At 61.4% G+C, this 13,776-nt stretch carries 11 protein-coding genes and 1 other RNA gene; all 12 read right to left on the bottom strand.

The genetic code is table 11. From position 1 onward, the window contains the following. Nucleotides 1-5 precede the first annotated feature (5 nt). Nucleotides 6-1,160, bottom strand: coding sequence for a putative lipid II flippase FtsW (gene ftsW, locus ACQZ5K_RS08575; RefSeq protein ID WP_003522198.1), 1,155 nt, complete (start codon nucleotides 1,158-1,160; stop codon nucleotides 6-8). A gap of 5 nt (nucleotides 1,161-1,165) precedes the next feature. Then, nucleotides 1,166-2,575 carry a UDP-N-acetylmuramoyl-L-alanine--D-glutamate ligase gene (murD, locus tag ACQZ5K_RS08570; protein ID WP_448740137.1) on the bottom strand — a complete coding sequence of 470 codons (1,410 nt, stop codon included), beginning with the start codon at nucleotides 2,573-2,575 and terminating at the stop codon, nucleotides 1,166-1,168. Nucleotides 2,576-2,578: 3 nt separating this feature from the next. Further along, entirely contained in the window at nucleotides 2,579-3,679 is a 1,101-nt protein-coding gene (gene mraY, locus ACQZ5K_RS08565; protein ID WP_003522196.1) for a phospho-N-acetylmuramoyl-pentapeptide-transferase, read from the bottom strand. Between the two features lie 23 nt (nucleotides 3,680-3,702). Beyond that, nucleotides 3,703-5,136 (bottom strand): UDP-N-acetylmuramoylalanyl-D-glutamyl-2,6-diaminopimelate--D-alanyl-D-alanine ligase, encoded by a 1,434-nt coding sequence (locus ACQZ5K_RS08560; RefSeq protein ID WP_448740136.1) that lies wholly within the window; start codon nucleotides 5,134-5,136, stop codon nucleotides 3,703-3,705. Continuing rightward, nucleotides 5,133-6,602, bottom strand: coding sequence for a UDP-N-acetylmuramoyl-L-alanyl-D-glutamate--2,6-diaminopimelate ligase (locus ACQZ5K_RS08555; RefSeq protein WP_448740135.1), 1,470 nt, complete (start codon nucleotides 6,600-6,602; stop codon nucleotides 5,133-5,135). The genes ACQZ5K_RS08560 and ACQZ5K_RS08555 overlap by 4 nt, the downstream gene beginning before the upstream one ends. 57 nt (nucleotides 6,603-6,659) lie before the next feature. Then, entirely contained in the window at nucleotides 6,660-8,402 is a 1,743-nt protein-coding gene (locus ACQZ5K_RS08550; RefSeq protein ID WP_003522193.1) for a peptidoglycan D,D-transpeptidase FtsI family protein, read from the bottom strand. Then, nucleotides 8,402-8,956: a cell division protein FtsL gene (gene ftsL / locus ACQZ5K_RS08545; RefSeq protein WP_020811527.1), complete on the bottom strand. Its 555-nt coding sequence runs from the start codon at nucleotides 8,954-8,956 to the stop codon at nucleotides 8,402-8,404. The genes ACQZ5K_RS08550 and ftsL overlap by 1 nt, the downstream gene beginning before the upstream one ends. A 1-nt stretch (nucleotide 8,957) precedes the next feature. Beyond that, nucleotides 8,958-9,983, bottom strand: coding sequence for a 16S rRNA (cytosine(1402)-N(4))-methyltransferase RsmH (rsmH, locus tag ACQZ5K_RS08540; RefSeq protein ID WP_003522191.1), 1,026 nt, complete (start codon nucleotides 9,981-9,983; stop codon nucleotides 8,958-8,960). 14 nt (nucleotides 9,984-9,997) lie between these two features. After that, nucleotides 9,998-10,438 carry a division/cell wall cluster transcriptional repressor MraZ gene (gene mraZ / locus ACQZ5K_RS08535; protein WP_448736590.1) on the bottom strand — a complete coding sequence of 147 codons (441 nt, stop codon included), beginning with the start codon at nucleotides 10,436-10,438 and terminating at the stop codon, nucleotides 9,998-10,000. Nucleotides 10,439-10,839: 401 nt separating this feature from the next. After that, an RNA gene (rnpB, locus tag ACQZ5K_RS08530) (RNase P RNA component class A) lies at nucleotides 10,840-11,241 on the bottom strand. 56 nt (nucleotides 11,242-11,297) lie between these two features. Beyond that, nucleotides 11,298-12,488, bottom strand: a complete 1,191-nt coding sequence (locus ACQZ5K_RS08525; RefSeq protein ID WP_448740134.1) for an FAD-dependent oxidoreductase — start codon at nucleotides 12,486-12,488, stop codon at nucleotides 11,298-11,300. Nucleotides 12,489-12,547: 59 nt separating this feature from the next. Further along, the gene (locus tag ACQZ5K_RS08520) at nucleotides 12,548-13,735 is read right to left on the bottom strand and encodes an FAD-dependent oxidoreductase (protein ID WP_448740133.1); all 1,188 of its coding nucleotides are present in this window, start codon (nucleotides 13,733-13,735) and stop codon (nucleotides 12,548-12,550) included. Nucleotides 13,736-13,776 lie beyond the last annotated feature (41 nt).

Here is a 13,776-nt window from a genome sequence, read left to right as displayed (position 1 = left end):
ATCGTTTACTCCGCGGGAACGCCGGAACCGACGCGGAAGAAACTCCGCTCCTGCGCCCGCTTTTCGGGTCTGTGGCGTGTCAGCGCCAGAAGGAAGCCGGCGGTCACGCAGATCGCCATCATCGACGAACCGCCATAGGAAATCAGCGGCAGCGTCATGCCCTTGGCGGGCATCAGTTCCAGATTGACGCCGATATTGATCATAGACTGCATGCCGATCTGCAGCACGAGGCCGGCCACGGCGAAGCGGCAGAAATCGTCCTTTTCCTTGAAGGCGTGCGACAGGCCGCGCAGCACGATGAAGGCGAAGATCGCCACCAGGAACATACAGAAAACGATGCCGAATTCTTCCGCAGCCACCGAGAAGATGAAGTCGGTATGGCTGTCGGGAATGATGCGCTTGACGATGCCCTCGCCCGGTCCGCGTCCGAACCAGTCACCGCGAATGATAGCCTCACGCGCCGTATCCACCTGGAACGTATCGCCTTCGCCCGTCCAGAAACGGTCGATACGACCGGCCACGTGCGGCAGCATCAGATAAGCGGAGATGATGCCTCCGACGCCGACGCCGCCGAGCATGATGATCCAGAACCACGGCACGCCGGCCATGAAGAACATGCCGCCCCAGACCACCGACGTCAGGATCGTCTGGCCGAAGTCCGGCTGGGCGATCAGGAGCGCCGCCACGATGCCGAAGGTGATGATGGCGAAGAGATTGCCGGGAATTTCAGGATGGCGCGCCCGTTCGGCAAACAGCCAGGCGCAGACGATGACGAAAGCCGGCTTCATGAATTCCGACGGCTGGATCGAGAAGGTGCCGATGGAAATCCAGCGCCGTGCACCCTTGACCTCGATGCCGAAGAATAGCGCGAAGATCATCATCAGCAGCGAAGCGATGAGCATGATGACCGCGACGCGTCGCACCTGACGCGGCGACAGGAAGGACAGGCCGACCATGATCGCCAGCGATGGCACCATGAACATCGCCTGACGCTCGACGAAGAAGAAACTGTTGAGGCCGATGCGCTCGGCAACCGCCGGTGACGCCGCAAAGGACAGCATCAGGCCGATGCCCATCAGCGCGATGAACGCCGCCAGAAAGAAACGGTCGATGGTCCAGAACCACTCCGCGACCGGACCGCGATCAACTCGGCTTACCATGGCCTTCAGCCCCCTTTTCCAGAGTCAACCAGCATCGTCATGCCATCGAGCGCCGCGACCTGCGCGACGAACGAATCGCCTCTGATCTCAAAGTTCTTATATTGATCGAAGCTTGCGCAAGCCGGGGATAACATGACGATATTGCCGGCCGTCGCATCTTTTTCCGCATCCGCCGCCGCATGCTGGATCGCTTTGTCCAGCGTGCCGGATATTTCATAAGGCACTGCCTCGCCCAGCGTCGCCGCAAATTCGGCTGCCGCTTCGCCGATCAGATAGGCCTTGGCGATGCGCGGGAAGAGCGGCGAAAGGCTGGTGATGCCGCCCGCTTTTGGCAGACCGCCGGCGATCCAGTAGATACGGTCGAAACTTGAAAGCGCGGGTGCCGCAGCATCGGCATTGGTGGCCTTGCTGTCATTGACGAAGGTGACATTGCCACGTCGGCCGACCGGCTGCATACGGTGCTTGAGGCCGGGGAAGGATTTCAGGCCTGCGCGAACTTCCTCTTCGGAAACGCCGACCGCAAGGCAGGCGGCGATTGCCGCCGCAGCATTCTGCGCATTGTGGCTGCCGCGAAGGGTCTGGATACCGTCGAGATCGGTGAGCAGCGAAGAAGCGCCGCCATGCGCGCGGAAAATGCGGCTGCCTTCGGCATAGAGACCTTCGGAAACGACATTGCGCTTGGAAATGCGCTCCACCTTGACACCGGTGCGTTCGATACGGTCGGCGATCAGTGTCGAATGGCTGTCATCGACGCCGACGATAGCCGTGCCGCTGCCTGCCACGAGCCGCTCCTTGACATCGGCGTAGTGCTGCATCGTGCCGTGACGGTCGAGATGGTCAGGCGTCAGATTGAGCAGAATGCCGGCGGTCGGATTGATCGTCGGTGCGAGATCGATCTGGTAGGACGAGCATTCGACAACGTAGAAACGCTGCGCCTTCGGCGGATCGAGGCTCAGTACCGCCGTTCCGATATTGCCGCCGAGCTGCGTATCGCGGCCGGACGCCTTGAGAATATGCGCGATCAGCGCCGTCGTCGTGGACTTGCCGTTGGTGCCGGTAATCGCGATGAAAGGGCAATCCGGCGCATGCGCACGGCGCTCGCGGATGAAAAGCTCGATATCGCCGATGATCTCGACGCCCGCAGCCTTCGCAAGGTCGACCGACCAATGCGGTTTCGGATGCGTCAGCGGCACGCCGGGCGCCAGAACGAAGGAAGAGAAGCTCGGCCAGTCAATCGTCCGAAGATCCGCCGTCTTGATGCCTTCGGCCTCGGCCTTCGCGACACTGTCGGGATTGTCGTCGAAAGCAACGACATCCGCCCCACCCGCGACCAGCGCGCGGGCCGTGACGAGACCCGAACCGCCAAGCCCGAAGAGAGCGACCTTCTTACCTTTGAACGACGTGACCGGGATCATCGCTCACCTCAGCTTCAGGGTGGCGAGGCCAAGCAGCGCGAGACCCACGGAGATGATCCAGAAACGGATCACCACCTGGCTTTCCGTCCAGCCCTTTTTCTCGAAATGGTGATGGATCGGCGCCATCAGGAAGACGCGCCTGCCGGTGCGCTTGAACCAGAAGACCTGGATGATGACCGACAGGGTTTCCATGACGAAGAGACCACCGACGATGACCATGACGATCTCGTGCTTGGTCGCGACAGCGATGGAGCCGATCAGGCCGCCGAGCGCCAGCGAGCCCGTATCGCCCATGAAGATGGCGGCGGGCGGCGCGTTGAACCAGAGGAAGCCGAGGCCAGCGCCGATGACCGCGCCGACGATAACGGCGAGTTCACCCGTGCCGGGCACGAAATTGATCTGCAGGTAATTGGCGAAAACCGCGTTACCGGCGAGATAGGCGATCACGCCGAAAGTGGCGGCCGCGATCATGACCGGTACGATGGCGAGCCCGTCGAGACCATCCGTCAGGTTCACGGCATTGCCCGCACCGACGATGACGAAAGCACCGAACAGCACGAAGAAGTAGCCGAGATTGATCACGAATTCCTTGAAGAAGGGAAAGGCGATGGAGCTGCCGAGCGTGCCGCCATGCGGGGCGGAAGCAAGCGCCATCTTCATCATGAAAAACACGGCAATCGCCGCAATCAGGAATTCGATGCCGAGACGGGCCTTGCCGGAAAAGCCCTTGTCGCTCTGCTTCGTCACCTTCAGATAATCGTCGTAGAAGCCGATGGCTCCGAAACCGAGCGTCACCATCAAAACGGCGACGACATAGACGTTCGACAGATCGCCCCAGAGCAGAGAGCCGCCGAGAATGCCGGCAAGGATCATCAGCCCGCCCATGGTCGGCGTGCCGGCCTTCTTGAAATGCGTCTGCGGCCCATCGGCGCGGATGGGCTGGCCCTTGCCCTGGCGCACGCGCAGCGAATTGATGATCGCCGGTCCGAACAGGAAGACGATCAACGCAGAGGTGAACATCGCAGCACCCGCCCGGAAGGTGATGTACCGGAACAGGTTGAAGATTTGAATTTTATCCGACAGTTCGACGAGCCAGATCAGCATAATTGCCCTTTCAAAAGGCTATTTCAGACTTGGCGTTCCGTCTCGGGGAATGCCGGATACTTGTCAAGCAGGGCGGCGACAATCTTGCCGAAACCGAGGCCAAGTGACGATTTTACCATCAGCGCGTCTCCCGGTTGCACCCATTGCAGGGCGAAATCGGTCAGTTCCGCCGTCGTCGGGAACCAGATGACGGTCACACTATCAGGCAGCGCATCGCGCAGCGCCGCCATCGCCTCACCCGCCAACCAGACATGCTCAATACCGGCGGCGAGCAGTGGGCCCGCCAACTCTTCATGCAACTGCGCGGAAAACTCGCCCATCTCCAGCATGTCGCCGAGAACGGCGACGCGCCGACCGTGACCCTGCGTTTCCGTTTCCGCCAGCACGGCAATCGCGGCGCGCATGGAGGCCGGATTGGCATTGTAGCTTTCGTCGATCAGCAGGAAGGTGCCGCCGTTGATTGCCAGCTGATGGCGCTGGCCGCGCCCCTTTACCGCCTCGAGCGTTCCCAGCGCCTCGAAGGCGCGGTCGAGATTGGCGCCGGTGACGGCAACGGCGCCCAGCACGGCCATGGCGTTATCGGCAATGTGCCGGCCGGGAATATTGATGTGCAACTCGCTGGTTTCGCCGTTCAGGATCGCCCAGATCGTCGAGCCCGTCGTCGTGCTCTCGAAATCCGCGAGGCGGAAATCCGCCTTGGCATGCTGCCCGAAGGTGAGGATATGTTCGATGCCCTGTTCCTGCGCCGCTTCTTCAAGCTGTTCGAACTGGGCGTTATCGCGGTTGAGGATGACGGAACCGCCCTCCTCCAGACCCTCGAAAATCTCCGCCTTGGCGCTAGCGATCTCTTCGATGTTCTTGAAATTGCCAAGATGGGCCGGGGCGATGGTCGTGATGATCGCCACATGCGGGCGCACCAGCTGCACCAACGGCCGGATTTCGCCGGAATGGTTCATGCCGATTTCGAACACGCCGAATTCGGTGTCCGCCGGCATACGCGCCAGCGTCAGCGGCACGCCCCAATGGTTGTTGAAGGAAGCCACCGCCGCATGCACCCGGCCTGAAGGGGCGAGCGCCTGCCGCAGCATTTCCTTGGTCGTGGTCTTGCCGACCGAACCGGTCACCGCAATGATGCGCGCCGACGTTCTTTCACGCGCCGCGATGGCGAGCTTGCCGAGTGCGGCAAGCACGTCTTCCACGACGATCATCGGCACGGTCAGGCGGCCGAGTGCCGGCAGCTTGGCCTCGGCAACGACCAGAAGCCCCGCCCCGTTCGCAACGGCGAAGCTGGTGTAATCATGACCGTCCACCCGGTCGCCCTTGATGGCGAAGAACGCTTCGCCCGGCTTGACCGTCCGGCTGTCGATGGAAATGCCGGTGATTCCGGTCGGCAGGTTGCCCACGGGGCGTCCTGCCGTGATGGCGATCATGTCGGCGACTGTCCATAACCAGCTCAAATCTTGGATCCTTCCAGCCCTGCCAGTGCAGCGCGCACCTGTTCATGATCGGAAAACGGCAGCGTTACCGAACCGACGATCTGCCCCTCTTCATGCCCCTTGCCCGCGACGATCAGCGTATCGCCATGCGAAAGCAGCGAGACTGCATGGCGGATAGCGTCCGCCCTGTCGCCGATTTCCAATGCGCCGGGTGCCGCCGCCATGACTTCGGAACGGATCGTTGCAGCATCTTCCGAACGCGGATTGTCGTCGGTGACGATGACGATGTCGGAAAGCCGCGTCGCAACCTCGCCCATGATCGGGCGCTTGCCCTTGTCGCGGTCGCCGCCGCAGCCGAAGACGGTGATGATGCGGCCCGAGGTGAAGGGCCGGACCGAGGTGAGCACATTTTCCAGCGCATCCGGCTTGTGGGCATAATCCACATAGGCAAGCGCACCGTTCTTCGTCTGGCCTACGAGTTCCAGACGGCCGGCAGCGCCGATCAGCTTTTCAAGCGCCTTCAGCGCGGTTGCTGCGGGAACGCCGGTGGACATGGCAAGACCGGCTGCGACGAGAGCGTTCGCAACCTGAAAATCACCCGCCAAGGGGATGTCGACTTCATAAATCTCGCCGTCATGATGCACTTCGATCATCTGCTTGTGACGGAAGTGCTCGACACGCTTCAGGGCCAGATAGTCGCCCTTGCGACCGACCGTGCGCACATCGAGGCCGGCTTCGCGCGCCGCACGGATCGCCTGTTGCGACCATGGATCGTCGGCGAAGATCACGGCGGGAGCGCCCTTTTCCATCAGCGTATCGAAGAGCCGCATCTTCGCGGCCATATAGTCCTCGACGGTGGGATGATAATCCATGTGGTCGCGGCCGAGATTGGTGAAACCGGCGGCCGCCAGCCTCACTCCGTCGAGACGGCGCTGGTCGAGACCATGGCTGGACGCCTCCATCGCCGCATGCGTCACACCTTCGGCCGCAAGTTCTGCCAGAAGCGCATGCAGCGTCACCGGATCGGGCGTGGTGAGCGCGCCGTAATCCTCGCGGCCGGGTGCAATCACACCTGTCGTGCCGATCTGTGCGGCGGCATGGCCGGCGAAAGCCCAGATTTGCCGCACGAAGGAAGCAACGGACGTCTTTCCTGCGGTGCCGGTGACGGCGACCATGGTTTCCGGCTGTTTTCCATAAAAACGGGAAGCGGCAAGGGAGAGATAAAGGCGTGGATCGGTGACGGAAAGCACCGGCACATCGGCATCCAGCGCGTGTCCGGAAACGACGGCGACCGCGCCCTTGGCAACCGCGTCCTTCACATAGGCCGCGCCATCCGCCCTGGTGCCCGCAACCGCCACGAACAGGCTGCCGGGCGCAGCCTTGCGGCTGTCTGCGGTGATCCCCCCGATTTCGATCGCCCCGATCTCAGACAGGAGCAATTCTTTCAATTCCGGAAACGCATTTCCGGATATATCTCGCAAATTCATCGACTGTGTCCGTCTTGTCCCCCCGGCGCGAATCGCCGGAACATCATAAGCTAACAATCAATAAGACACGAGCAAGGCCGAGCCATCCTTGCCGAACTTCGGCTTCACGCCCAGCACGGCCGCCGTGCGGGTGATGATATCGCGCACCATTGGCGCTGCGGATGTGCCGGCGAGTGCCGCGCCATTGCCCTTGTCCGTCTTCGGCTCGTCGATGAAGGACAGCACGACATATTGCGGATCGTCCATTGGAAAGGCCGAGAGGAAGGCGTTGAAGTTCTTGTCGTGCACGTAACGTCCGTTGACGACCTTGTCGGCCGTGCCGGTCTTGCCGCCGACGTTGAAACCATCGACGCGCGCGTTGCGGCCCGAACCGTTGACCCCGTTCCACTCGAACAGGAAACGCATGTCCTTGCTGGCGCCCGGTTTCAGAACCTGCTTGGCCACCTGATCGGCCTGTTCGCGGGTGCGCGGCAGGAAAGTCGGTTCGATCAGTTTGCCGCCATTGACGAGTGCAGCGCCGGCAACCGCTGTCTGCAGCGGTGTCGTGGAAACGCCGTGGCCGAAGGAAATGGTAATCGAGTTGATCTTCTTCCATTCGCGCGGCTGCGACGGCAGCGCCACTTCCGGCAATTCGGTCTGCATGCGGGTCAAAAGGCCAAGCCGGGTGAGGAATTCCTTGTGGCCTTCCGTTCCCACCGTGTCGGCAATCTTGGCCGTACCGATGTTGGAGGAATACTGGAAGATTTCCGGCACCGAAAGCATCCGGCCCTTGCCGTGGAAGTCCTTGATGGTGAAACCGCCGATGCGGATCGGATAACGCGCATCGAAGGTATCGCCGAGACGAACGCGGCCCGAATCGAGACCCATGGCAATCGTGAAGGATTTGAATGTAGACCCCATTTCGAACGTGCCGTTCGACATGCGGTTGAGCCAGCCTTCCTTGGCGCCTTCGGCCGGGTTGTTCGGATCGTAATCCGGCACGGAGGCCATGGCGAGGACTTCGCCGGTATGCACATCCAGAACCACCGCGCCGGCGCCGATCGCCTGGAACTTGGTGATGGCCGAGGTCACGACTTCGCGGACAATGGACTGCACGCGCAGATCGATGGAAAGCTTCACCGGCTCCAGCGGCTGGTCGCTGGTCATGCCGAGCGCGGTCAGATCGGCAAGGCCCTGGCTGTCGACGTAACGTTCCATGCCGGCAACGCCGCGATTGTCGATATTGACGTGACCGACGACATGCGCAGCGGTCGGCCCGCCGGGATAAAAGCGGCGCTTTTCCGGGCGGAAGCCGACGCCTGGAATGCCGAGCGCCAGAATCTGGCTCTGCTGCTTCGGCGTCAGCTGGCGGCGCAGCCACTGGAAGCGCGAATTGGAAGAAAGCTTCTGATAGGTGCTGCGCTGGTCGAGATCCGGCAGAACCGTCCGCAGCTTCTCGATAGCTTCATCGATATCGACGATGCGATGCGGTTCGGCAAACAGCGAGACGGTGCGAATATCGGTGGCCAGAACCTCGCCATTGCGGTCGAGAAGATCGGGGCGCGACGCCATCAAGCGGTCGGCGGGTGCGATGCTCGACACCGTTTCCTGCTCCGCCATGCCATATTGCACGAGACGCCCGCCAACGACGGCGTAAAAGGCGACGAAACCGAAAATGATCAGGCCGACGCGGCTTTTCGCCTGGGCGGCGCGCTTCTTGCGCGCGCCTTCAAAGGCCGCATGATCGGTATAGACGCCGGTGGTGCTGGCGGAAAAATGAGCCTTGCTCTTCAAAACCATGACGCGGGAGAGAAAAGACATCAGCGGTTCACCGATCCTGTTATCGTGTCATCCATGTCGTCGGTTTCATCGCCCGCGACGGCGGAGACGGCCGGAGCCGCTGTGGGACGGGAAACACGCGCCCGGGGTGTCGGAACCGGAGTGCCGTTGACGGCAATCTGGCCAGCCGGCGGTGATTTCTTTTTGGTGGCCGCGCCAAGCGTCGCACCCGGCTTGGAGCCGTTGACGGCGGCGGCAATGACATCCTCGACGCTCATGCCTTCCGGCTCGGGCGGCTGCGGCAGTTGCGAGCGCAGCATGGGCAGCTCGCGCGGCTGCGCCAGTTGCGTCGGCAGCGTCGGCGAAAGGCCAAGCTCATCCTGATAGGCATTCACGAGCCGGTGCAGACGGTTCGGCTGCGTCAGGAGCGCCCAGTCGGCCCTCAAGAGATCGATCGTATCCTTCTCAAGCTTGATCTCGGCCTCCAGCTTGCGGACCTCCTCAAGCTTCAGATCGGCCTTGTGCTTGATCGAATAGGTCACGACGGCCGCGGCGACCATCACACCCATCAAGATGACATCGAAAGTGCGCAGCATATCAGCCTCCCATCTTTTCAAGGCTGGCGAGATCGGGAAGCTCGAAGATCGAATAATCCGCCGCGCGCGCCGGGGCGGTCGTGCGCAGACCGGCCCGCAATTTGGCGGATCGGGCGCGCGGATTGAGCTCCGCCTCCTCATCGCTGGCGGCGATCATCGGCTTACCGATATTATCGAAAATGGCGGGCTTGTCCTCCACCATCGGCAGGTGCCGGGAACCGGCGGCCTTGCCCGAACGGTCGGAGAAGAATTTCTTGACGATACGGTCTTCCAGCGAATGGAACGTGACGACGACCAGCCGGCCGCCGGGTTTCAAAACCTGCTCGGCGGCAAAAAGCGCCTGCGCCAGCTCGCCCAGCTCGTCATTGACAAAAACGCGCAGCGCCTGAAACACCCGCGTTGCGGGATGAATCTTGTCTTTGGCCTTACGCGGCGTGACGATTTCGATGAGGCCCGCCAGATCGCGGGTGGTGCGAAACGGCTCTTCCGCCCTCTTCTTCTCGATGGCGCGGGCGATGCGGCCCGGCTGCTTTTCTTCACCGAGAAAACCGAAGATGCGGATCAGATCGCTGACCTTCGCACGATTGACGACATCGGCCGCCGAAACGCCGGAACCCGACATGCGCATATCGAGGGGGCCGTTTTTCTGGAAGGAAAAACCGCGCTCGGCCTCGTCGATCTGCATGGAGGAAACGCCGATATCCAGAACGACGCCATCGAGCCCGCCTTGCGGGGCATGCTTCGCGAGATCGGAGAATTGCGACTGGATGAGGCTCAACCGGCCGCCATTGGCGGCAACCATCGCCTGACCGCCGGCGATCGCGGTCGGATCGCGGTCGAGCGCGATGACATCAGCGCCCTGATCGAGAATGGCCTGGGTGTAGCCGCCGGCGCCGAACGTGCCGTCGAGAATGATCTTGCCGGATGATGGCTCCAGCGCGGCAATGACTTCGCGAAGCAGGACCGGGATGTGACGCTGAGGTCCGCCATCGGCATCAGAAGATCGTCCGCCAGAATTCGCCGCCATTCCGTGTCCCCGTCCTAGGCGGGGCGAGCAGCCGAAAAACCGCGCCCCGCTCTTGCTTCCGTCTGCGCCGCCAAAAACGCATTCGGTTGCCAAAGCTGAAAATGATCCGCCCGTCCGACGAAGGTGACTTCGGTGGATATGCCGGTGAATTCCCGCACGAAATCCGTCACCATCAATCGACCTTCCTGGTCGAGCTTCATGAAAACGCCGCCGCCGTGAACCAGCAGCGACATCGCGTTCGCCTCGGGCGAGAAGGCATCCATCGACGCAATCTGCCGCTCGTAGCGCTCCAGCAAATCCGGACCGCCGACACTGATGGCCGGAAAGGCGAAATCCTGAAGACAATAAAGCTCCTGAATGCCGCGCCTGACCAGCACCGAACGAAACGGAGACGGAACCGAAACGCGCCCCTTGGCGTCGATCCTGTTCGTCACGTTCGATAAAAAGCGGTCCATTACTCAACTCGCCAAAACCGCATTCCGCAAAGCGAACCATCCACTTCACAGACGACACCGGTACGCACGACACATCGCCAAGCGCCAGGGCGACGTGCCCTGCAGCAGCCCCTCGCAGGCTCCTCACTCGTTTCAGCGATTGCGGGTCAAAAACACGACCCAATGTGGTGTGCATTTGGGATATCATGGGACACTATGGGCGTCAATGGGAGAAGCCGGCACGATACCGACTTCGCATCGGAAATTCATAAGCCGTTAAGTTTAACGAATGGTTTACTTTGCGCGCGGCGATGCGCTTTCGCTGGGCGGAAATTCGCCGCAAAACAACCATTTCTCTTTTATGAAGCAACGGGATAACCAAATCCCACATGAGCCCCGCAATTCAGGGTCGGAAAGGAAAATTCGCCAGTTGGCCTGTAAGCCGGGTTCTGTATGGCCCCGGTTTGACCCGGAACGTGGCAGCCATTCATCTGGGACGGCATTTGCATGCCGCCTCGCGCAACCCACCCGGATGACGGGCCCGGAAACCGGCTGTGAACGGGCTTTCGCCCGCCCCGTGTCATCCCTATTCGGTCTTGCTCCCGGTGGGGTTTACCTTGCCGCCGCTGTTACCAGAAGCGCGGTGGGCTCTTACCCCACCCTTTCACCCTTACCATGCGATGCATGGCGGTTTACTCTCTGTGGCACTTTCCCTGGGGTCGCCCCCGCCGGACGTTATCCGGCACCGTATTTCCGTGGAGCCCGGACTTTCCTCACCTTACCGTCTTTCGACATTGGTAAAGCGCGGCTGCCCGGCCAACTGGCATGGGCTGCATAACCATGTTCCGAGGCGAAAGCCACCGAAAAGCGCAGGCAAGGATCAAAGAAATGCCGGTTTGAAATCCGTCGAAAAGGCGCTGTCGGCGATTTTTCCTTCCCGCAGCAGCACAGCGCCGAGCCGTCCGATCTCATCGGAACTCTTGGCCGCCGTACCGTTACCGCCGGTCAGAACCGCAATCTTCGGCGAGGCGGTGAAGCCGATGGCCGGATAACCGCTTTGCGTTTTGGAGACGACGCAGGCGGCCATCGAGACACGCGAGAGATCGATGGAAGGCACCAGCGATCCGACGATCTCCGAGAGATGATCACGCACACTTTCGCGTCCGCCGGAGCGGAACCATTCCCGGATTTCCGGGTCGCTGCCGAGCCTCTTGTCATCGGGATCGCCGCCGATCTTCAGATAGAATTTGCCATCGGGATAACGCACCGGCGGCAGAAGATAGATATGTTTCGTTGTGTCGCGCGGCTCATAGATCAGCGACGGCATGTCCGCATATTGATCCAGATCGCCCTCATCTACCTCGAAGAAAGCGACGGTGCGTGCATAGACATCGAGGGCCACCGGCTGCGGCAGCAGATCTTTCGTAATCGAGAAGCCGCCGGCCGCCACCAGCACCCGGTCTGCGGTATAAACCGCACCCGAGGCCGTCTCCACCCGTGCGCGACCATCCTCTTCCCGCGCCGAGACGACGATATCGTCAATGAGCGTGACACCCGCCTTTTCAGCGAGAACAGCCTGCGCCTTCACCAGCGCACGCGGATTGACGTATCCGGCATTGTTTCTCTCACATACCCCCTCGCAACCCGGCTCGAAGGAGAAATAGGGAAAGCGGCTTTCGAGGTTTTCTCCGCCCAACAGTTCCGTGGACACGCCGAGCCGCGCCGCCGCCTTGCGGACATCGTCGACAAAAGGATTATCGCCGCCCCGTTCGGGCCCCACCATCAGGCAACCGACCGGCGCATAAAATTCAACGCCGCTTCGTGCGGCAATATCGGCGTAACGCGCTATCGAGCGGTTGGCGAGCAGCGCCCAGTCGGCATCGCCGTCGATGGTACGGGTAATCCGCGCCTCGTCATAGTGACTGGCGAAGACACCCTGATGCGATTTGATGTCGGCAGGTTCGCCGGGGCCGATCAGCGCGACGCCATCCACCGTTTCAGCCAGGTGGCGGGCGGCGGCGGCACCCATCATGCCGCGACCCACGACGATGTATCTGAAATGTCCCGACATGCCGCCCTCTTCACCCGCTCACTTCCATCGCAACCTTTTAGCTGCTTCGCCCCTGAATGTCAGACGAAAACCGGCGACATTTCGGCGGCGAATTCATCTTCGGTCAACTGACCGTTCAAAAGCAGCATGGCGCCCAGCCGGCCGATTTCGTCCGACGACTTTGCGGAGACGAAATTGCCGCCAGTCAGAATCGCGATATTGGAGGATTGCGTATAGCCAATATAGGGATAGCCGCTGCGGGTAATGGAGGCGACACAGGAGCCTGAGGTCACCGGGCAGCCGGCAAGCTCCGGCATCAAGGAGAGCGCCCGCTTTTTCAGAAACTCCACCTCACCCGGCGTGCCGTCCGAATGGAACCAGTCAACCGCGTCAGTGAGCGTTTCAAGCCTGCCTTTTTCGCTTTCGCCACCGATTTTCAGATAGACCTTGCCATCGGGATAACGCACCGGCGGCAGGATATAGACGATGTCGTCCTCTGTTTCCGCCAGTACGATGGTGGAAGGCATCGCACCGAACAGCGTCTGCCGCGCCTCATCCAGCTCGAAAAAGACGATGGTGCGGCCCGTGGCCGCCATATCGACCGGAGAAGGCAGAAGCTCGGCCATGTTGGTGAAACCCCCGGCCGCTACGATGACCTTTTCAGCCGTATGAACCGCCCCTTCCCGAGTGGAAACCTCGACGCCATCGGAAGTATCGCGAATATGCGCCGCCGTCTGGCGCACAAGCCGCGCGCCCTGTGCGACGGCAATCGTGCATTGCGCCTTCACCAAGGCGCGCGGATTGACGTGGCCGGCATATTGCGCCTCGAAATAACCGCTGTGATCGGCCGGCAGGGAGAACATCGGAAACCGGCCAGCCAGCGCATCAGTGCCGAGTGTCTCGACGGCGAGACCGAGACGGTCGGCCGAGACGAGCGCACGCGAGACATAGTCCCCCGCAAGCCCCTTACCGTTTCCGGTGAACAGGCAGCCCGCTTCCGTAAAAAAGCGGATGCCGCTTTTGGCCTCGATCTCCGCATAACGGCGGATGGAGCGCTGCGCGAGTTCCGCCCAGACCGGATCGCCATCAAAACCGCGGGTAATACGCGCTTCGTCGTAATGGCTCGAAAACACACCCTGATGGGTCTTGCGATCGGCGGGTTCGTCCGGGCCGATCAGCGCCACGCCATCCGTTTGCACTGAGAGATGCCGCGCCGCAGCCGCTCCCATCATTCCGGCCCCGACGACGATATATTTGAAATCCGGCATGCCATGCTCCGTATTAGATTTGCTTCTGACTACAGCATGCC

It is taken from the genome of Agrobacterium sp. 22-226-1 (genome assembly GCF_053522345.1).
The sequence above is the reverse complement of the archived record's forward strand: the minus strand, read 5'-3'. Positions and strand labels throughout refer to the sequence as shown.

Excerpts from the sequence above, each read along its gene's own strand:
- mraZ (WP_448736590.1), bottom strand. The coding sequence starts at position 10,438 with ATGGACCGCTTTTTATCGAACGTGACGAACAGGATCGACGCCAAGGGG.
- ACQZ5K_RS08520 (WP_448740133.1), bottom strand. The coding sequence starts at position 13,735 with ATGCCGGATTTCAAATATATCGTCGTCGGGGCCGGAATGATGGGAGCG.
- rsmH (WP_003522191.1), bottom strand. The coding sequence starts at position 9,983 with ATGGCGGCGAATTCTGGCGGACGATCTTCTGATGCCGATGGCGGACCT.
- mraY (WP_003522196.1), bottom strand. The coding sequence starts at position 3,679 with ATGCTGATCTGGCTCGTCGAACTGTCGGATAAAATTCAAATCTTCAAC.
- ftsW (WP_003522198.1), bottom strand. The coding sequence starts at position 1,160 with ATGGTAAGCCGAGTTGATCGCGGTCCGGTCGCGGAGTGGTTCTGGACC.
- murD (WP_448740137.1), bottom strand. The coding sequence starts at position 2,575 with ATGATCCCGGTCACGTCGTTCAAAGGTAAGAAGGTCGCTCTCTTCGGG.
- ACQZ5K_RS08555 (WP_448740135.1), bottom strand. The coding sequence starts at position 6,602 with ATGAATTTGCGAGATATATCCGGAAATGCGTTTCCGGAATTGAAAGAA.
- ftsL (WP_020811527.1), bottom strand. The coding sequence starts at position 8,956 with ATGCTGCGCACTTTCGATGTCATCTTGATGGGTGTGATGGTCGCCGCG.
- ACQZ5K_RS08525 (WP_448740134.1), bottom strand. The coding sequence starts at position 12,488 with ATGTCGGGACATTTCAGATACATCGTCGTGGGTCGCGGCATGATGGGT.
- ACQZ5K_RS08550 (WP_003522193.1), bottom strand. The coding sequence starts at position 8,402 with ATGTCTTTTCTCTCCCGCGTCATGGTTTTGAAGAGCAAGGCTCATTTT.